Genomic DNA, 19,283 nt, shown 5'->3' with positions numbered 1-19,283 from the left:
GTGCAGGGCGCTTACTGCGCCGCGGCCTTGTTCTGGGCGCTGAGCTTGGCCAGCAGCGCGTCCACGCCGCCGTTCTTCATGGTCTGCGCGAAATCGTTGCGGTACTGATCGACCAGCCACAGGCCGGAGACCGACACGTCGTAGACGCGCCAGTTGCCGTTCAGCTTCTCGACGCGGTAATCGACCGGCAGCGGCTGGCCAGAGCCGATGAACTGCGAGCGCACCACCACCTGATCCGCGTTGGCATCGCCGCGCACGGGCAGAAACTGCACCTTGCGCGAGGCAAACTCTTTGGCCGCGCCCGAATAGGTGTTGATCAGCAGGGTTTTGAACTCGTCCTGCAGCTTGCGCTTCTGGTCGGGCGTGGCCTCGCGCCAGGGGCGGCCCACCGAGGTGGCCGTCATACGGGCAAAGTCCACATTGGGCATGACCTGGGTGTCAACGATGGTACGGATCTTGGACACGTTGCCGCCCAGAGCCGCCGGATCGGCCTTGAGCGCGGCCAGAAGGTCGTCAGAGAGTTTTTTCACGAAGCCGACGGCGCCGCCCTGCTGGGTGTCAGCCGCCGCAGGGGCCGCCGCCGTGGCCTGCTGGGCCAGCGCGGGAGCCGACCAGGCCACAGCCGTCAGGGACAGGACCACCGCAGCGGCGGGAGCCAGCAGTCGGCGGGAAGCGAAAGTGCGGTGGCGCAGGGTATCGGTCATGATGTCCTTTCAGCGCCGCAGACCCGGGAAGAGCCCGCAGCAGATGCATGATTGTGGTGCCGGTTGGATGCCGCGGACGCGCCGGGGTTCCCGAAAACGTCCGGGCCAGCCGGGTAAAGAAGTGTCGTGTGACAGGTGACACAGCGCTGTCGCCCGGGCGCGACCTCGGAAAAGCAGCGCCGCTCAGGGCTGGGCGTCGGGCGCGTTTTCGGCCGCGGTCGGGCCGCTGGCCGGATCAAAAGTGCGCTGCACGCTGTCGTTGCGCTGGGCCAGGTAGGCATTGCGCACAAAGCTGTACTTGTCCAGCGCGGCAACGTTGACGGCGTCGGTCACGGAGAGCAGGCGCGCACGCTGGTCCACCAGGTTCAGGCCGGTGGCGAAATACTGCTGCGCGGGTGTGTCGAGGTAGTAGGAACTGGACGTGGCCGCCATGCCCGAGGCCGTGCCCGCCGTGTCACGCACGGTGGACGGACCCAGCAGCGGCAGCACCACATAAGGCCCGCTGGGCACGCCCCAGTGGCCCAGCGTCAGGCCCAGATCGCTGGGCACGCGGGTCAGGCCCACGGCAGAGCCCACGTCAATCAGGCCGCCAAAACCCAGGGTGGTGTTGGTCGCCACGCGCATCAGCATGGCCAGACCATCGCGCCCGCGCCCCTGCAGGGCCAGGTTGACGGTGGACCACACGTCGCGCAGGTTGCCAAAGAAATTACCCACGCCCTTCTGGATGGGCGTCGGCGTAACCTGCTGGTAAGCGCGCGCCACCGGCGCCACCACGGCGCCATCGATGGCGTCGTTGATGCCGAACATGGCGCGGTTGTAGCCTTCCAGCGGATCGCTGACCGCGTTTTTAGCGTCAGCGGCGGCATCCTGCTCGCCTTCCAGGGCGGCGGCATTCAGGCGGTCTTCCTCGCTTTGCGCGGTGCTGGCAGCGGCGGATTTGGCGGCAGCCGCTGCGGCGTTCTGGGCCCAGGCCGGGCTGGGCGCCATCGTGGCCACCGCTGTGGCCGTGAGCGCGATCAGCAGCGCGATGGCGGAGAGTTTCAGGCCCGCAGGCCGCTGTGTGGCAGTGCGCGTCATGTCATTTGCTCCCGCCGCTGGACGCGGCTTCGTTGGCCTTGCTCATCATGAACTGGCCGATCAGGTTTTCCAGCACCAGCGCCGACTGCGTGCGCGTCACCTTGGCGCCGGGCTTCCAGTTGGCTTCAGAGCCGCCCGCTTCGACGCTCAGGTACTGGTCGCCCAGAATGCCGGAGGTCTGGATCTTGATGGACGAATCGTCCGGGAACTGCAAGCCACTGGTGATCTCCAGAGACACATCCGCCAGGAAGGTCTTGGGGTTGAGCGCGATGCCCGTCACCCGTCCGACCGTGACGCCCGCGCTGCGCACTGGCGCGCGCACCTTGAGGCCGCCGATGTTGTCAAAAGACGCCGTGAGTGAATAGCCGCTCTGGCCCACACTGCCCGCCGATGACGTCAGATTGGCCGATTTCAGGGCCAGAAACAGGATGGCCACCACGCCCATCAGGACGAGCAGCCCAACCCCCAATTCCACTGATCGCTTGTTCATGCCAGGTTCCGGTTGAAAATTAAAGGGACGCGCTCACTGCGCGGTAAACAGCAGGGCCGTCAGGATGAAATCGCTCAGCAGCACCAGCAGCGAAGCCACCACCACCGTGCGCGTGGTCGCGTTGGCGACGCCTTCGGGCGTGGCTTCGGCCGAATAGCCCTGGTAGAGCGCCACCGTGGTGCAGACCACGCCGAACACCAGGCTCTTGATCAGGCCATTGCCCACGTCGCGCCACACGTCCACCTTGCTTTGCATGATGGACCAGAAGTTGCCGGAATCGACCCCGATCAAGCCCACCGCCACGGTGTAGGCGCCCAGGATGCCGACAGCCGAGAACAGCGCCGCCAGCAGCGGCATGCTGATCACCCCGGCGACAAAGCGCGGCGCCAGCACGCGGCGACGCGGATCGACGGCCATCATTTCCAGCGCGGAGAGCTGCTCGCCCGCCTTCATCAGGCCGATTTCAGCGGTGAGCGACGTGCCCGCCCGCCCGGCAAACAGCAGCGCCGTGACCACCGGCCCGAGTTCGCGCACCAGCGACAGGTTGACGATATAGCCCAGCGAATCGGCCGCGCCGTAAGTGACCAGCGCGTAATACATCTGCAGCGCCAGCACGAAGCCGACCGCCAGGCCCGAAGCCCCGATCAGGATCAGCGAGCGCGTGCCCACCGCGTACAGCTGCGGCAGCAGCCAGCGGCCCTGCCCCAGCACGGTGAAGGACAGGCGCAGCACGTTCCAGAAGAACAGCGCGCTGCGTCCGCACCCGGCCACCCAGGCCAGCGTGGCGCGGCCCAGCAGGGCGATGGAATCGGTCATCATGGGGCCACCCCGAAAGCCTCGGCCATGTCCGGCGCAGGCATGTGAAAGCGCACCGGCCCGTCGGGCTGGCCTTTGATGAACTGCACCACTTCCGGATCTTCAGAAGCGTTGAGTTCCTGCGGCGTGCCCTGGGCCACGACCACGCCCCGGCTGGACATCAGGTAAGCGTAATCGCAGATGGCAAAGCACTCCTGCACGTCGTGCGAGACCAGGATGCTGGTGGCGTGCGTGGTTTCGCCCAGCTGGCGGATCAAATTGGCGGTGACGCCCATGGAGATCGGGTCCAGCCCGGCAAAGGGCTCGTCGTAGAGGATGATTTCCGGGTCCAGCGCCGTGGCGCGGGCCAGCGCAATGCGCCGGGCCATGCCGCCCGAAACCTCGGAGATGCGCAGATCGGCCGCGCCGCGCAGGCCCACGGCATTGAGCTTGAGCAGCACGATGTCGCGGATCATGGTTTCGCTCAGGCGGGTGTGTTCGCGCAGCGGGTAGGCCACGTTGTCGAACACCGACAGATCGGTGAACAGCGCGCCGAACTGGAACAGCATCCCCAGGCGGCGGCGCAGCGCGAAGAGCTTTTCGGTGTTGTGCGGATCAACCACTTCGCCATCCACCACCACGCGGCCCTGCGTGGCCGGGAACAGGCCGCCGATCAGGCGTAAGAGCGTCGTTTTGCCGCAGCCCGATCCGCCCAGGATGGCCGTGACCCGGCCCCGGTCGAAACCCAGGGTGACGTCGTTCAGAATCTGGCGCTGCCCCGGTGCGTAGGCAAAGCTGACGTGATCGATGTGGATGAAAGGCGTGTCGCTGGAACTCATGCGGTGGGCGGGCCCGGGTCATGGGGCCTCGGGTCATCAGGCCAAAAGCGGCAGACCAAAAGGAATGCGGATTATCTCACGCGCCCCCAAGCTCACCCGGCTGGACGGGAATTGCTGCACGCCCCCGTCGCGCCCCTGCCTCTGGACGCGGGCGACATCCACCTCGGGCCAGGCCAGCCCGATCAGCGCCGGGTCATTCGCCTGGCGCAGGTCCTGCAGCGGCCAGGCGACAAAGGCCCGCTCGGCCAGACGCGGGTGCGGCAGCTGCAGCGCGGGCCAGTCGCTGCGCACGTCGCCCCAGACCAGCAGATCCAGATCCAGCGTGCGCGGGGCGTTGATCTCGTCCCCCGAGCGATCGCGGCCGTGCTGCAGTTCTAGCGCCTGCAGGCGTTGCAGCAGCGGCCAGGGCGCCAGCGTCGTTCGCAGCGCGATGACGGCGTTGGCGTAATCCGGCCCGCTGGCCTGCCAGGGCGCGCTGCGGTAGAGCGGCGACAGAGCGATGGCGCCAAGCGCTTCGTCCAGAGCCATGGCGCGCGCGGCGCGGGCCAGAGTGCCGGGGGCATCGCCCAGATTGGCGCCCAGCGCCACCAGCGCCAGCACGGCCTGTGCGGGCGGCTGCAGCAGCTCAGGCGGAACGTCTGGCGTCATGCGCCCGAATCTGGGCCTGAAGGGGCCGCACCGCCTTCGCCCGTGCGTGGCTTGCGCCGACGGCGGCGGCGCTTGACGGGCGCGCCGGAATCGAAGGGCGCGTCGTCGTCCACACCGCTGCCGGAGGGATCGGCGTCCGGCGCCACCGCCCCGCGGGGCGCGGGAGACTCTTCACCCGGAGCATCCTGCGCCGCCTGCGCCTTGGCGGCCCGGCTGCGCGTGGGCTTGGGCGCGCGCGGTGCGGTGTCGCGCACAGCGTGCAGCAGGGCGTCGCGCTGGCCTTCGTCGGCCTGCCAGTAGGCCTCCCACCAGTCGGCCAGCGCCGGGTCGGCCTGGCCGATGGCGCCACGCAGGCGCAGGAAATCGACCGCCGCGCGAAAGCGGCTCTGTGTGACCAGGCCCCGCGCCACGCTGGGCACGCGGCGCTCGAAGCGCGGCTGCATGGCCCAGATTTCGCGCATGTCGGCAGCCAGCTTGCCACGTCCGGTGATGCCGCCAATGCGCGCATCGAAGACCGCGTCCATGGCATCGTGCAGGGCGGGCACGGGCTTTTCGCCGCGCTGCTGGCGCTTGCGCCAGGCGCTGTCCACGTCGCCCCACAGCAGCGCCGCCAGCAGGAAGCTGGGCACCACGGGCTTGCCCGAGCGCACGCGCTCGTCGGTGTTGCGCAGCGCGGCGCGCACGAACTCGGTCATGGCCGGATCGCGCTGCGACAGCGCGGCGTCCAGCACCGGGAAGACGCCGTCAAAGCCCAGGCGCCCCAGCATGTCCACGCTGGCCAGGCCGTGACCGGTCTGCAGCAGCTTGATCATCTCGTCAAAAAGACGCGAAGCCGGGACATCCGCCAGCAGCGGCAGCGACTCCTGGACCGGCGCCATCGTGTCCGGCGCTATCTCGAAGCCCGTCTTGGCCGCAAAGCGCAGCAGGCGCACCAGTCGCACCGGGTCTTCACGGTAGCGTTGCGCGGCGTCGCCGATGATGCGCAGGCGGCGCTCGCGCACGTCGGTGTAGCCACCGTGAAAATCAACCACCACACCGCGCACCGGATCGTAGTAGAGGGCGTTGATGGAGAAATCGCGCCGCGCCGCGTCGTCTTTCAGCGTGCCCCAGACGTTGTCGCGCAGCACGCGCCCGCTGGCATCGACCGCGTGCTCGCGCGCCTCGAGCTGGCGGAAGGCCTGGCGCGGGTTGCTGCTGAGCGTGGGCGGCGGGCTGTCGGCGACCATGGCGCGGAAGGTCGAGACCTCGATCACCTCGTGATCGCGCCCGCGCCCGACCATGACGTGAACGATGCGAAAGCGCCGCCCGATGATCATGGAGCGCCGGAACAGCGCCTTGACCTGTTCGGGCGTGGCGTTGGTGGCCACGTCGAAATCCTTGGGCGTCAGGCCGCACAGCAGGTCGCGCACGGCGCCGCCGACGATGAAGGCCTCAAACCCCCCGTGCTGCAGCGTCTTGACGACATCGACCGCACGCGCATCGACCAGTTTCGGGTCGATGTGATGCTGTCCGGGCAGGATGTCCACGCGGTGGCTGCCCTGGGCGACGTGGGTTTTGTGGTGCTGGTGACGCACCTTGGGGGGCGCCGTGGTACGGGCCCAGATTTTCTGGATGAGGCGGCGGATCATGCCTGCGCTCCGGCAGTCGGTGTGGCGGCGCCCGCAGCAGCGGCCTGGCGCGGATCGGCGGCGGCGCGCTGGGCGTCGTCAAACAGATCCAGCACCGGCCAGCCGCGCTCCAGCGCCAGTCGGCGCAGCGCGTCCGAGGGGTTGGTCGCCACGGGGTGGGAGACGCGCTCGAGCAGCGGCACGTCGTTGATGGAATCGCTGTAAAACCAGGTCTGCCCGAAATCGGCCCAGTCGCGCCCCTGGGCCTGCAGCCACTCGGTCACGCGCACCGTTTTGCCCGCCTGGTAGGTGGGCGTACCGTCGATCTGGCCCGTCCAGCCGCCCTGCGGCGTGCGCACCAGTCGAACGGCCAGCAGGTGCTCGATCTCCAGTGCGGCCACGATGGGCGCGGTGACGAACTCGTTGGTGGCAGTGACGACGGCGATCAGATCGCCTGCGGCGCGGTGTTTCTCGATCAGCGCCAGGGCGGGCGGCAGGATCTGCGGGCGGATGCGCTGCGCAATGAACTGCTGGCGCGCCACGTCCTGCTCGGCCGCCGTGCGCGAGCGCCACGCCGACGTGGTGAATTCGATGTAGCGCGGCAGATCCAGCGCACCGCGCTGATAGTCGGCGAAGAAGGCGTTGTTGCGCTCGCGCCAGGCGCCCTCGTCCACCCAGCCCAGATCGATCATGAACTCGCCAAACGCGTGGTCGGAGTCGCCGGGGATGAGGGTGCCGTCAAGGTCGAAAAGAGCCAGATTCATGCGCGCGGATGGCCCGGCAGCGGCCAGGCAGTGGATGCAAAGCGCTCATTAGACCATGAGGCGGGGGGTGGTTTGCCAGCAGTGAGCCAGTCTGCCCCGGTCTGGGCCTCTGGCGTGACCGGCCTGGACGCGAGTCCCATCACACCCTCGACGGCGGCGCCTTCAGCGCCTCCAGCGACACCACCTCGTCAAACTGCGGCCAGTCTTCCCGGGCACGCTTCAGCACGGCCTGGAGCAATTCCGGAATTTCCGGCACAGGCTGCACGGGAGGCAGCCTGTCGAACGGAGCGGCCATGAGCGGATGATCTAGCACAGGGTTCTCCAGCCCCTCCCATTCGCGCAGCCGGAAAATGAAAAGGATTTCAATCGGCGTGCGCTGCAGGAAGTTTTCGCTGTCAAAGTCGTAAAACACCTTGGACCCACCACCCCCGGCCTGATGAGTGTGCCTGTCGCAGGCCGCAAGAAGGCACGGCACCAATGCCTCGGGATCCGGGTTGCGCCAATTGGCCAGCAGGGCTTCGTAGATCGGCTCGTCATAGCCATAAGAAGGCCACTCGTGCGAAACATCGCCCACCCAATCAGAAAACAGTCGAAGCATGAAAGCTTGGGCGCGGCGATGCTCCTCTCTGTACTGCAAGGTCAGCTTGTAGTTTCTGTTCAACCCAGCGTGTGCCATGTAGCCAAGATAGATCGCTTGCTCTTTCCATCCCAGCATGGCACAAATTGCCATCATCTGGGATACCGACGTCATGCTGAAAAGGTTGAGCCCGCGATCAGGGAATATTATTCTGAACCTGTGATGCCAGAAAAAATTGAGCCGCTCACCCACAAAATAGTATACAGACCAATAGGAAAGTTTATTTAACCATTCACCATCATCCGGCGCTGAGAACAGGACTTCCAGCGCTTTTCCTTTTCCCAAGTGAGCCGCCTTTGATTCAACGACTTTCACCATGTTCACCTGAACATCCAGCTCATCTACTGGCGAACTTCTAAAGGCATATCGAATCATTTTCCTTTCATAAAAATCTTGATCCACCTTGGGGAATTTTTCAAACAATTTAACGCAAGTTTTACGGGAAGGCCATCGAGGCGAAATCACCATACGATCACAATGCATCACTCACCTCCAAGTCTGAAACCTTAATGCACCGCATTGACATTGCCCTGCCTCGGCACTGAAGCCTTCGTAACGCCCATAACCTGAGCCGCCACGACGATGGTGTCGCAGCTAAACTGCTGCTCGTTGCCGCCGCTGTATAAAAGTCATGGATACATGCACCGCGCATCACATTGCTCGATGTATGTGTACCCTTTTGATTTCATGCATATCAAAACTTGATCGACGTGCGAATTGAATCCGCTAAAAAACTCCGCAACTGACTCATCAGATTTTTTGCCATACCCCTCACGCAAATCAGCACCTCCGCCGCACTGAATATAGTCCTCTCTACGCCCCGAAGCTGACATGCCTTCTTTGATCCAGTGAGCGCCATAGGGTTTTATTCCCGAAACAATGCGAGAATGCTCCAAAGCACAAGGACCATTCATGCATTGACCGGATATGCATCCTGTCAGCAGAACCATTATGCCAAACAAAAACAGTAGATTTCTTGATTTCATTTTGCACTTTAAAGAAATTTAAAATATTCTTCCACCTGCCCGAAGGAGGCGCCACACAGCGACAAAGGGTGCCTTTGGAGCTTACTAAATTTCACCTCGTAGATCTTGTGCGATTTTGACAATGTCACTACGTCCGCGCGCTGCATCGCACTGATCATCGCACGAACCATTCATCCCACCATCGATTCATGTCGACATTTCTTTTTCTTCGAATATTTAAAAGCTCATCCGCGATATTTTAAAAACAAAGTGCCATAGCCTGCCTTAATGCCGGTGGTGGTCTGCGTGCTGGCGTAGTCGCTGCCGCCCTGCTGCGTTTCGTCCTGGCTGTCCAGCACGCGCACGCGGTTGTCGGCCTTGAGCGCAATGTCGCCGCCGGATTGGATGCTGCCGCCGTGCACGGTCAGGTCGCCTGACAGACTGAGAGGCGATCACCGTCAGATCAGCGCTTGACCATCCGTTTTATCCTGTCCATGAAACTTTGCTTTGGCGGCTCCCAACCGGGTTTTAAAAACTCGTACTCAATTTCGTAATGATCTAATGGCCGCACAGGCATCAAGTCCATCGGAACCAAAGGGTGATCAACTTGAACCTCGATACCTTTGATCCAGCAAATTTTTGCGCACACAGATGCCCATGGGTTAAGAAACTCGCCATCAATTAAGACGCTGGTTTTTTTGTGAGCTAGCGCCTCGATATGCGCCTCCAGCCCCGCTACATCGCGATTAATGATAAGTGTAAAAAAATCCTTCCCCTCGATTAATTGATTGCGAAAATCTCCTGAGCATCTTTTTTTTCCATTTTCCAAAAAGCCTTGTATTGCTTCGAAATCGTCTTTTAGCAATAACTGCAAAAGATGGCAGTAAAAATGATACCCTTTGTAATCATCCTTGTTAAATAATTCAACTTCAGAAATCGCCTTAACACAGTCGGAGCTGTCAGAGAGCAGGGCGTAAGCAAAATAATGTACCGGAAACCCAAGGGCGCGAAATTCCGGATCAAAACCTTTTTTATTGGCCTCACTCGAAGTCAAATATGCCAAATAAAAATTCTGTCGAAACAGTTTGTAATTGCTTTTTAAAAATCCCTCTTCCAGGGCCAAATTGGCATGAAACTCAGAAAGCTCAGCAAGAATAAATCCCTTATTGACCTTAGGTTGATCACTCAAATACAGATCAATTCCGCTCGATAAGTTATTTTTATAAAATTCCAGAATATTAAATAATTTTTCTTCGCGGGAAAGCTGCTTCATATTCGTTTGCCCCCTATGACTGTTACGCCATCAGGCCGAACTCCTGAAATAATCTTGACCAATCGCTCACCTCTGGCCGCATTAATAATCATACGCCCTGCTTCAATTTTTGCCGGATCACCTGATTTTATCAATTCTTCGGCCCTATTCAAAACCCATCGATCCGACATCTGAACGTGGATGCCGTTTGGCGAAGTGGAGTTATCACTCAGCGAAATAGTATTTCGTGCGGTAATCGGCTTCACCTCATTAATGTACACCTGCCCATTTTTCACATAAACCCCATCGAAGCAATTTTTATTCCCCGCGCCACACTTGCCGTCCAGCGCCGTGAATCCATTCCGTCTGAAGTAAGAATCTGTCACCTCTTCGCGCAGCGCACCTGCCGCATTTGTGTCAAAAAGCTACAAAATCCCCGCTTTTTCCAAATGCCTCGGCAATATAAAAATGCAAAATGGAAAGAATGCAATCAGAACTGGCAATCCCACCCATAAAATTGAATTTTGCTCACCAAGCCCGAACAACCAGCGTGCAAGGCCAGCCAACAGGACGGCCCAAATAATTCCAGCGCCAAGCCAGGCGCCGCCAATAATCAATATCTTACGGATAAAACGATAAACTACTAACCAGTTCATTTAAACACCCTCGCTTTATCGATGTCTTTAACAACGGCTGGCATCTTTGTGCCACCCCCAAAAAGTAAATCTACGCGATGAATTCCATCAGATGCGCCAAATTTTAAAGAGACGACGGCCCCAGAGCCAAAGCAGTCAAGCCCGGCAGGCGCAGGCTATGCCGGACGTACTGAAACAGACGTAGCTGATGCTGGACATCGGCGAAAACCCGATCCGCTCGGGCAAGACGGCAGCGCTGCGCCATAGCGGCATCTTGCGCGATGAACGCACGCAAGAGCAGCCCAGCCGACACCCACATCCTGTCGCTTGACGATCCTGATGCCCCATTTCAAAGAGCGCTTTGAGCGCTTCGTGATCAACAGACGCAAAACTGAACCCGCTACATCTCGTCTGCTGAGCACCAGAGATGGCACGCTGGATCGCGCCGAGGTGGATGAGTATGTCCATCGGGTCATGCGCCACATCGCCTGCGACGGCGAACTGCGGCTTTACCACGCGCGCTACTCGTTTGCCACCTGGATGGATCTGGACCTGAGCTCGTGCGAACTGCCGCAGCTGCGTGAGCGTTTCACCCATCTTCCACTGACGCACGCCTTCCTGTCGCGGAGCGAAAAGCTGACAGGGCAGCTTTTCGGATCGCGCAATGCCGCGCAGGGACGAACGTCCTACGCGATTGCCTGCCTCGTTGGTCACATCGGCCCGGCCATCACACACATGCACTACACATCCACGACGAGGGCCTTGTTCGCGCAGCAGCCACCGCAAGGGAAGCCGCGCGGGTGTCCCGCTTGGAATAGGGCGAGCTGCTGGTCTTTGGCCGTGCTGCCGCTTACCGGTCCAGACGAATGCACCTCCAAGGTCCGCGCGCATCAGCGGGCCAGCGCCGATGCCGCGCAGCTCCAGGACGACCTGCGCTTCCTGATCGGACGCTATGACAGGCGCGACCGGGATTTCCATGCGGCGAAGCCCGCCGACCTGCAGCGGCTCTTTCGCCTGATGGCCGAGCTGGGCCTGGACCCGTCAGCGTCCCAGATCATCACGCGGGCCGCTGACCCCAAAGAAGAGGGGGCTCACCTGACCAGCAGGCTGCCGCGCAAGGAGCTTGGCGTCTTCGCCGACTGCGCGGTGAAATGCATCAAGGTCCGCTCGCTGAAAAAAGCGTCCAGCTACCGCCAGTGGGTCGGGTTGATGCCGTTTGCCGGTAGCGAGAGCTGCGGCCATTCGCTGGCGGTGGCGATGGTGGTGGCGTTGGTGGTTGTGGGGGCAAGGTGGGCGGTTGAAGCCAGTCCCGATTCAGCAGAGAGTGTAGGTGCAGTGCAGGAAGCTATCGTCTCAAACGTTACCCCATGATATAGGCCGTTTTGACTGTGGTATAGAACTCTTTGGCATAACTCCCTTGCTCACGCGGCCCATAGCTGGACCCTTTTCGGCCGCCAAACGGAACATGGTAATCAACTCCCGCCGTTGGAAGGTTAACCATCACCATACCCGCCTGCGCATGTCGCTTGAAGTGCGTGGCATATTTCAGGCTGCTTGTCGCAATACCTGCGGAAAGGCCAAACTCCGTGTCGTTAGCGACCGCCAGCGCTTCCTCATAATCCCTGACGCGAATGACGCTGGCAACAGGTCCAAAGACCTCTTCCCGGTTGATCCGGTGGTGCGCATCGGTTCCAACAATGAGCGCAGGGGCCATGAAATACCCTTCATGGCCACTTCCCGTGTGACATTTCACAGCGGTCCCACCCACGAAAAGCTGCGCGCCTTCAGAAGTTGCTGTATCCACATACTGAAGATCCTGATCCAGCTGAGCCCGGCTCACAACAGGCCCGATGTCGGTGCCCGCAGCCAGCGCATCGCCTACTTTCAGACTGGCCAGCCGCTCTTTGACCGCGGCAATAAACCGGTCATGGATATGATCTGTAACAATCAGGCGGCTTGAAGCCGTGCAGCGCTGACCCGTCGAGAAAAACGCCGATTGAACAGAAAGTTCAACCGCCTGTTTGAGGTCTGCGTCGTCCAGAATAATCTGGGGATTTTTACCGCCCATCTCCAACTGCACTTTTTTACCGCTGGCTACGCACTTCAGCGCCAAGGCGCGGCCGACGCCAACCGATCCTGTGAAACTGATCGCATCAATGCCAGCATGATTAACCATTGCCTCTCCGATCACACTGCCACGCCCCATCACCAGGTTAAAGACACCAGCGGGAATGCCACTTCGTAGAATGATATCGGACAGCGCCCATGCTGAACCAGGCACCAGATCAGCGGGCTTGAACACGACGCAGTTGCCAAAGGCCAATGCAGGAGCAATTTTCCACGCCGGGATGGCGATCGGAAAATTCCACGGCGTGATCAAGCCGACAACCCCCACAGGTTCACGCGTGACCTCGATGCCAATGCCCGGTCGCACCGAAGGCAGAACCTCACCCGCCAGCCTCAGACATTCACCTGAAAAAAATCTGAATATCTGCCCTGCCCGTGTCACCTCACCAATTCCTTCAACCCGTGTTTTTCCCTCTTCACGGGACAGCAGCTCACCCAGCTCTTCGCGACGGGCGAGAATTTCATTCGCAATTCGCTCGAGCGCATCTGCTCTTGCCTGAACCCCACTGGTTGACCAGGCAGGAAACGCTGCTCGGGCGGCCAGGACGGCGTTGCCAAGAGCCTGTGCATTTCCTTGTGCATACTCGCCGATAATATCGCTCAGATGCGAAGGGTTGATATTTATCGAAGACTCCGTGCTGGCGACCCATTCGCCATTGATAAGATTGGCGTATTGCTGACTCATGATTGACCTTTGCATATGATTCGTTGAAAATTATTAGCCTTTAACGGCACCTGCCGTGAGCCCTGTAATAATCTGTCGAGCCGCAATGAATGTAAAAATTAGCGGCGGAACAGCAATCAGTGTTCCCAAGGCCATCACTTTGCCCCACTCGACACCCATATCCGTGATGTACAGCGATGCTGCAACAGGCAAGGTTCGCGTGGCCCGGTCACTGAGAACCAATGCCAGAATGAACTCATTCCACGCAATCCGGAATGTGAAAATTGCTGCGGCCGCAAGCCCGGGCCGGATCAACGGCAAGACCACTTTGTAGAAAACCCGTAAAGGCCCACAACCATCAATGGCCGCAGCTTCCTCAAGCTCATGTGGAACTTGCTGGACAAAACCATACAGCAGCCAAATTGTGAAAGGCAGGTTAACAGCCACGTACAGCAGAACCAAACCCCACAGGGAATTGACCAGCCCGACTTCACTCCAGAGCCTGTAAACCGGAACAGCCAGAACGGCCAGCGGAACCGTGCGCAGCAGCAGGCTGGTGTAGGCCAGTGTACTTCGGCCATGAAACCGGAAGCGAGCCAAACCGTATGCCGCCATGCAACCCAGAAAAACAGTAATTACTGTAGAAATAATTCCGACGAAAAGACTGTTGCCGAGATAACGCGTAAAGCCCCCCTCGTTCAGAACATCCCGATAGTTGTCCAGAGTTGGCACAAAAAGGAAGTTGAGTGCAGTACTGAAAATCTGGTTCTGCACTTTGAACGAAGTCGCTACCATCAGGACAATCGGACCAATACACAGTGCAGCGAGAATCACCAGCGCCAGCTGTCTCAGTAAAGCAACTGCAGGATGCGTATTCATGCCCGCTCCTCAGCAGCAAATGGATTGGCCAAGCGAAGTGCCGCAAAAGACAGCCCTGCGACCACAATCAGCAACAGCACTGAAACAGCGGATGCGGCCCCCAGATGCTGACCAATAAATGCCGTTTTATAAATGTGCATGGAGAGAATCTCCGTGCTGTCACCCGGGCCGCCAAAAGTCAGAATATAAATAACCTCCAAAACACGGAACGCATCAATCAAGCGCATGAGAAGCGTGATCATGATGACATTACGCACCATGGGCAGCTTGACGCGCCAGATCACCTGATACCAGCGGGCTCCGTCAATTCGGGCAGCTTCCACCACCGATGAATCCAGGCCCGCGAGGCCTGCGATCATCATGATAAAAACAAATGGAGTCCACTGCCAGATGTCCGCAATAATAATGGCCGCAAAAGCAGTCTCTTCCTGCGACAGCCAGCCCACGGGCGCCAATCCAACAGCGCCAAGCAGTGCATTCAGAGGGCCAAACTGCGCATCAAACAGATAGCGCCAAATCAGTCCAACAGCGATAGGCGCCATCATCATGGGAAGGATGAAAAGCGTCCGGTAGACAGCCATGCCCCGAACCCGGCCTTCAAGGGCCAAAGCCAGAGCAGTCCCCAGAACCATTTCAGCCGTCACGCAAATGGCAGCAAACAGCAGTGTGGTCCACAGTGAGCGCCATACCGCCGGGTCACCCAACGCCGTCCCAAACGCCTGCCACCCCACCCAGCGCGCTTCGCTCCAGGGGGTTCCCATACTCCAGTCGTAAAACCCGAGCTGAAGCGCCGAAAGCAGAGGCAGCAGGCAGGCCAGCGCCATGATGACAGCCGCAGGACCAACATAGGCCCATGAGATCCAGGTGGGGGTGCGCATGACTCAGGCCTTCAGGTAACCACCGCGGACCATGATGTCCGTCACCTTGGGAACCATGCCATTCAGTGCCTCGGCAGCTCCTTTCTTGCCCGTCAAAGCCTCCGAAATGGCAACGCCCAAGGCCTGAATATTGATCTCATCCCACTCGGCAATAATGGGGCGCCAATCCGGATCCGAATAGCGAATCTGCTCGGCCAGCATGATGTATTCGGGGTACATCCGCACCATGTCACGATCCATCATGGTGGACATGCGGGAAGGAACTCCACCCAGCCGACATACCGCTTTGTCCTGTGCTTTACTGGTCAGCCACTGCATCAATAGAAAAGCCGCATCCGCATTCCTGGCATTTCGGGGAATAGCCAAACCCAAGCCGCCAGACTGCGACGAATAGCGCACGCCTTTCGGATGGAGCAGGTAACTGACCTTGCCGGAAATCCGTGATTTCGATGCGTCGTTCACCTGACCAAAAATCAGCGATGAATCCAGATACATCGCCGACTGCCCCTGCAAGAAGGAAGTGATCATTTCACCCTGCCCATAACCCGGTATTCCGACCGGACCCGTGTCGGAGATGAGCTTGAGCAAATTCAGTGCCTTGACCCCCACGGCGTCATTGAAGCGCGGCTTCCAGTGATCATCAAAAATATGTCCACCCAGCGGATTCAGATGCAGAAGCCATGCATGAACACACTGGTGACCCGCTTGGCCCCGGGACGTCATGGCACCCATGCCCGCCTTTTCTTTCAAAACAGGCAGCAACTGCTCTAGTTCAGCATAAGTCGCGGGAGGCTTGAGCCCGGTTTTTTCAAAAATATCACGGCGATATGCCAGAATGGAGGTCTCCGCACCATAAGGCAATCCATACAGCTGCGCTCCTGGTCCGGGCAGGTAGCCCTTGGGCCCACCGACCAGACCAATGTTCTCGACATAACGCGGCACCAGATCGGCACGGTCGTACTGCGGGTCGGCCAAGGTCGTATTTTTAAAGAATGGCTCCAGGGGACGGAGCAGATTTTTCTTGACGTACTCACTTTTCCACATCACCACATAACTGATCATGTCGTAATCCCCTTGGGGCTTGGACATTTCCAGCAGCTGCTTGTCTTTCAGGCGCGCCATCGCCAGCTTATCCACCTCAACTTTAATCCCTGTTTCACGCGTAAATTCGGGGAGCAGCTTCAGCATGGCATCGTAATGTGGATGCGCGGGTATATTGATGACCAGAGTCTGGCCTCGATACTTTGCATAGCGATCCTGAGCCCGTGCGAGGCTGGGCAACATCACCCCACTGATTCCCAGTGCTGTTGCAGTGCCCATCGATTGAATCAGCGCCCGTCTTTTCATGGTTGTCTCCCAAAGTGTTCTCTAGTAAGAAAAATTAAAATCAAATACCCATCAGCCTAACTTGATCCGCAGCCCAGTCTTTGTATCAAACCAGTGTATTTCTGCAGGGTCGACCTGCAAAATCACGGTCTGATGCAAGAGATCCGTGCGCTGACCGGGAACCTGTGCAGTCAAACGCTGGGTTTTCCCGTCTGCAGTCGCAAGCTGACCGACCAGCACAGACTCTGTCCCCAGATACTCAATGACATCGACATGCACTGCGAGTTCACCCGCAGAAGAATCCCGTGGTACATCCGCACTGCACAAACGCCAGGATTGCGGCCTGATCCCAGCCACCCACTCAGAGGTGGCACCATGATGCGCATCCACGACCAAGGGCACGGGACAGGAAAATCCGCTCGATCGGAACAGTTTTGTGCCGTCTACAGATTCAATCTGTCCGGACAGAAGATTCATGCTGGGTGAGCCAATAAACCCGGCCACAAACAGATTAGCGGGCTGATTGAATACCTCGTTCGGTGTGCCCACCTGCTGAATCTGACCCCGATCAAAAATCACGATACGGCTGGCCAAAGTCATCGCTTCAACCTGATCATGCGTGACATACACCGTGGTTTTTCCCAGGCGTTCGTGCAACAGCGACAGTTCGGTTCGCATCTGCGCCCGCAGCTTGGCATCCAGATTGGACAGCGGCTCATCGAATAGAAAGACCGCCGGTTCGCGCACAATGGCCCGCCCAATCGCGACCCGCTGGCGCTGACCGCCTGACAGCTCTTTGGGCTTGCGCTGGAGCAGATGCTCGATGCTCAGAATCCGGGCCGCCTCATTCACCCGGCGGTTAATTTCCGAGGTCGACACCCCCGCCAGACTCAGCGCAAAACCCATGTTCTGGGCCACATCCATGTGCGGGTACAGCGCATAGTTCTGGAATACCATGGCAATGTCACGGTGCATCGGGGCGGCCTGCGTCACATCGCGGCCTCCGATTTCAATGCGCCCTGCACTGACTGATTCAAGGCCGGCAATCATGCGCAGCGTCGTCGATTTGCCGCACCCGGACTCACCCAGCAGAACGACAAACTCCCCCGTACCGATGTCCAGATCGAGGTCGTGAACAACCCGGACTGTGCCAAAGCTCTTCTGCACCCCGCGCAAACTGAGCCCGGTGGTTTGGGGGCTGTCTCGCCCCATCCTTGAGGCCTGTCCGGTCTGGGGCCTGGCGACTGTCTCCAACATGTTTCTCTCCTGAACAATCCGTAAAAATCAGGGCGCTGGGTCCACCGGGTAGCGTTTGATCCCCCAGCCGATCGGCGGGCGTTTCAGGCCGGGCAGATCAGGGGTGCGCCCCCAGATGGCCTGGTAGGTGTCGATGCACCGCTGCTGGCGCTGCCACCCGGCGAACAGCGCAAGCAGCACAAACCACCAGGTCGCCAGGGTCAGAACCATCCATCGGGGTGCATCGACAGTCACCAGACCCATGAAAATCGTCAGCTGGGCCAGCAGAATGGCCAGCCAGCCCAGTGACTTGTGCAAGCGCTCGAACCAGACGCGACGAGGCGTCATGTCAAAGTGATCTCCCCGCATCTGCGGGGCGGTCGGCCCGCCTTTGCTGCCCCGCAGCAGCCCCCCCAAGGCCTGCAGACCGCCCAGTGTCATGACTGTCCAGCCCATCAGGGTGTGCGCGCGCAGCAGCACCGTCTGCTTCTCCTGAGTCAGCACTGGCCCCCCGGCCAGGACAAGGGCCAGTGCCACGACAGCCAGAACCAGCGATGCAATCTGCCCCAGCAGATGAATTCGCCACCACGTGGGCCTGTCCAGCTCCCGGGGCCAGTCCTGACCCGGCCACACTTTGAAAAACCGGGCGACCAGAACGCCGCACGGCAGTCCCACACCCCAGGCCAGCACCATCAGACGGGCATGCCAGTAGACCGCCGGATCCAGCGCATGGTCAGACAGCCCGCTCAGAGGCAGCAGCAGCCAGCTCACCAGCGCTGCCGGGAGCGTTTTGAAGCTGTCCATGGCGGGCCCCGGCCTCCTGACTCAGCGACCCCACCGCAGAACCAGCGGGTCCAGCCGGCGGGCGATGTCGATCAGTTGCGCGCGTACCTCGGGGTGCATGGGCGGGAAGGGGTGACGACCCGCCTCACAGGCGATCACGCCCCCTTCTTTCATCAGGGCCTTGGCCGTCAGGATGCCGCCCTGGCGGTTTTCATGGTTGATCAGCGGCAGCCACTTCTGGTAGAGCTCAAACGCCTGGTCGCGCTGACCGTCACGATGTGCCACAAGGATGGGACGTATGCCGTCCGCAAACGCCCCGCCCGTCATGGCGCCGGTGGCGCCCGCGTCCAGATCCGCCAGCAAGGTGATCGCCTCCTCGCCGTCCCAGGGGCCTTCGATGGCCTCGCCGCCCAGCCGGATCATTTCGCGAAGCTTGCTGGCCGCACCGGGCGTTTCAATTTTGAAATAGGCTAGCTGCTCGATCTCCTGCGCCATCCGGGCCAGAAAGGCCGCCGACAGGACAGTTCCGCTGGCGGGCGCGTCCTGAACCATGATGGGGATATCGACAGCATCAGAAACCCGGGCGTAAAACGCATGGATCTGCGGTTCAGGCACGCGGAAGGTGGCCCCGTGATAGGGCGGCATGATCATGAGCAGGGACGCGCCCATATCCTGCGCGCGCCGACTGCGGGCTGCGCAGACTGCCGTGCCGTAGTGGGTCGTCGTGACAATCACGGGCACCCGCCCCGCCACGTGCTCCAGCGCGGTGCGGGTGATCAGCTCGCGCTCGTCATCCGACAGTGAAAACTGCTCCGAGAAGTTGGCCAGTATGCACAGCCCATCCACGCCAGAATCGATCATGAAATCGAGGCAGCGTTTCTGGCTGTCCAGGTCCAGCGCACCATCCTCGTGAAAGGTGGTTGGCACGACTGGGAAAATGCCGCGATAGCGCGGGTTTGAAAGTCCGGGCATATCTG

21 protein-coding genes are annotated in these 19,283 nt (G+C 60.1%); 1 reads left to right on the top strand and 20 read right to left on the bottom strand.

Annotated elements, in window-relative coordinates; genetic code table 11:
* Positions 1-11: 11 nt before the first annotated feature.
* The 13 genes from RV045_RS12345 to RV045_RS12285 all read right to left on the bottom strand — a co-directional run bounded on the left by RV045_RS12345 (position 12) and on the right by RV045_RS12285 (position 10,434).
* A complete protein-coding gene (locus tag RV045_RS12345; protein ID WP_423236093.1) occupies positions 12-704 on the bottom strand; it encodes an MlaC/ttg2D family ABC transporter substrate-binding protein in 693 nt (230 codons plus the stop codon).
* 183 nt (positions 705-887) lie between these two features.
* Positions 888-1,781 carry an MlaA family lipoprotein gene (locus RV045_RS12340; protein WP_423236092.1) on the bottom strand — a complete coding sequence of 298 codons (894 nt, stop codon included), beginning with the start codon at positions 1,779-1,781 and terminating at the stop codon, positions 888-890.
* A 1-nt stretch (position 1,782) separates the two neighbouring features.
* Entirely contained in the window at positions 1,783-2,271 is a 489-nt protein-coding gene (gene mlaD / locus RV045_RS12335) for an outer membrane lipid asymmetry maintenance protein MlaD (protein WP_423236091.1), read from the bottom strand.
* A gap of 33 nt (positions 2,272-2,304) precedes the next feature.
* Positions 2,305-3,090, bottom strand: coding sequence for a lipid asymmetry maintenance ABC transporter permease subunit MlaE (mlaE, locus tag RV045_RS12330; protein ID WP_423236090.1), 786 nt, complete (start codon positions 3,088-3,090; stop codon positions 2,305-2,307).
* Complete coding sequence (locus tag RV045_RS12325; protein WP_423236089.1) at positions 3,087-3,905, bottom strand: ABC transporter ATP-binding protein; 819 nt, start codon at positions 3,903-3,905, stop codon at positions 3,087-3,089. The genes mlaE and RV045_RS12325 overlap by 4 nt, the downstream gene beginning before the upstream one ends.
* Before the next feature lie 36 nt (positions 3,906-3,941).
* A complete protein-coding gene (gene folK, locus RV045_RS12320; RefSeq protein WP_423236088.1) occupies positions 3,942-4,553 on the bottom strand; it encodes a 2-amino-4-hydroxy-6-hydroxymethyldihydropteridine diphosphokinase in 612 nt (203 codons plus the stop codon).
* A complete protein-coding gene (pcnB, locus tag RV045_RS12315) occupies positions 4,550-6,181 on the bottom strand; it encodes a polynucleotide adenylyltransferase PcnB (protein ID WP_423236087.1) in 1,632 nt (543 codons plus the stop codon). Before pcnB ends, folK begins: the two co-directional genes overlap by 4 nt.
* Positions 6,178-6,924: an HAD family hydrolase gene (locus tag RV045_RS12310; RefSeq protein ID WP_423236086.1), complete on the bottom strand. Its 747-nt coding sequence runs from the start codon at positions 6,922-6,924 to the stop codon at positions 6,178-6,180. The genes pcnB and RV045_RS12310 overlap by 4 nt, the downstream gene beginning before the upstream one ends.
* A gap of 139 nt (positions 6,925-7,063) precedes the next feature.
* The gene (locus RV045_RS12305) at positions 7,064-7,984 is read right to left on the bottom strand and encodes a hypothetical protein (RefSeq protein ID WP_423236085.1); all 921 of its coding nucleotides are present in this window, start codon (positions 7,982-7,984) and stop codon (positions 7,064-7,066) included.
* Between the two features lie 787 nt (positions 7,985-8,771).
* The gene (locus tag RV045_RS12300) at positions 8,772-8,954 is read right to left on the bottom strand and encodes a hypothetical protein (protein WP_423236103.1); all 183 of its coding nucleotides are present in this window, start codon (positions 8,952-8,954) and stop codon (positions 8,772-8,774) included.
* A 35-nt stretch (positions 8,955-8,989) separates the two neighbouring features.
* A complete protein-coding gene (locus RV045_RS12295; RefSeq protein ID WP_423236084.1) occupies positions 8,990-9,799 on the bottom strand; it encodes a hypothetical protein in 810 nt (269 codons plus the stop codon).
* On the bottom strand, positions 9,796-10,164 hold the full coding sequence (locus tag RV045_RS12290; RefSeq protein WP_423236083.1) for a hypothetical protein: 369 nt from the start codon (positions 10,162-10,164) through the stop codon (positions 9,796-9,798). The genes RV045_RS12295 and RV045_RS12290 overlap by 4 nt, the downstream gene beginning before the upstream one ends.
* A 39-nt stretch (positions 10,165-10,203) precedes the next feature.
* Positions 10,204-10,434, bottom strand: coding sequence for a hypothetical protein (locus RV045_RS12285; protein ID WP_423236082.1), 231 nt, complete (start codon positions 10,432-10,434; stop codon positions 10,204-10,206).
* Positions 10,435-10,740: 306 nt separating this feature from the next.
* On the opposite strand from RV045_RS12285, the gene RV045_RS12280 reads away from it, so the two are divergent.
* Complete coding sequence (locus RV045_RS12280; protein ID WP_423236081.1) at positions 10,741-11,784, top strand: hypothetical protein; 1,044 nt, start codon at positions 10,741-10,743, stop codon at positions 11,782-11,784.
* Here the strand turns inward: RV045_RS12280 and RV045_RS12275 are convergent.
* The 7 genes from RV045_RS12275 to RV045_RS12245 all read right to left on the bottom strand — a co-directional run bounded on the left by RV045_RS12275 (position 11,774) and on the right by RV045_RS12245 (position 19,278).
* A complete protein-coding gene (locus tag RV045_RS12275; protein ID WP_423236080.1) occupies positions 11,774-13,225 on the bottom strand; it encodes an aldehyde dehydrogenase family protein in 1,452 nt (483 codons plus the stop codon). The genes RV045_RS12280 and RV045_RS12275 overlap by 11 nt on opposite strands.
* A gap of 33 nt (positions 13,226-13,258) precedes the next feature.
* Positions 13,259-14,083 (bottom strand): carbohydrate ABC transporter permease, encoded by an 825-nt coding sequence (locus RV045_RS12270; RefSeq protein ID WP_423236079.1) that lies wholly within the window; start codon positions 14,081-14,083, stop codon positions 13,259-13,261.
* Positions 14,080-14,961 carry a carbohydrate ABC transporter permease gene (locus tag RV045_RS12265; protein ID WP_423236078.1) on the bottom strand — a complete coding sequence of 294 codons (882 nt, stop codon included), beginning with the start codon at positions 14,959-14,961 and terminating at the stop codon, positions 14,080-14,082. Before RV045_RS12265 ends, RV045_RS12270 begins: the two co-directional genes overlap by 4 nt.
* A gap of 3 nt (positions 14,962-14,964) precedes the next feature.
* Positions 14,965-16,308, bottom strand: a complete 1,344-nt coding sequence (locus RV045_RS12260; RefSeq protein WP_423236077.1) for an ABC transporter substrate-binding protein — start codon at positions 16,306-16,308, stop codon at positions 14,965-14,967.
* Positions 16,309-16,359: 51 nt separating this feature from the next.
* Positions 16,360-17,499, bottom strand: coding sequence for an ABC transporter ATP-binding protein (locus RV045_RS12255; RefSeq protein ID WP_423236102.1), 1,140 nt, complete (start codon positions 17,497-17,499; stop codon positions 16,360-16,362).
* A gap of 72 nt (positions 17,500-17,571) precedes the next feature.
* Positions 17,572-18,327 carry a cytochrome b561 domain-containing protein gene (locus tag RV045_RS12250; protein WP_423236076.1) on the bottom strand — a complete coding sequence of 252 codons (756 nt, stop codon included), beginning with the start codon at positions 18,325-18,327 and terminating at the stop codon, positions 17,572-17,574.
* A 21-nt stretch (positions 18,328-18,348) separates the two neighbouring features.
* Positions 18,349-19,278 carry a dihydrodipicolinate synthase family protein gene (locus tag RV045_RS12245; protein ID WP_423236075.1) on the bottom strand — a complete coding sequence of 310 codons (930 nt, stop codon included), beginning with the start codon at positions 19,276-19,278 and terminating at the stop codon, positions 18,349-18,351.
* Between the last annotated feature and the right edge of the window lie 5 nt (positions 19,279-19,283).

The organism is Amphibiibacter pelophylacis (assembly GCF_037688875.1).
Lineage (GTDB): Bacteria > Pseudomonadota > Gammaproteobacteria > Burkholderiales > Burkholderiaceae_C > Amphibiibacter > Amphibiibacter pelophylacis.
The sequence above is the reverse complement of the archived record's forward strand: the minus strand, read 5'-3'. Positions and strand labels throughout refer to the sequence as shown.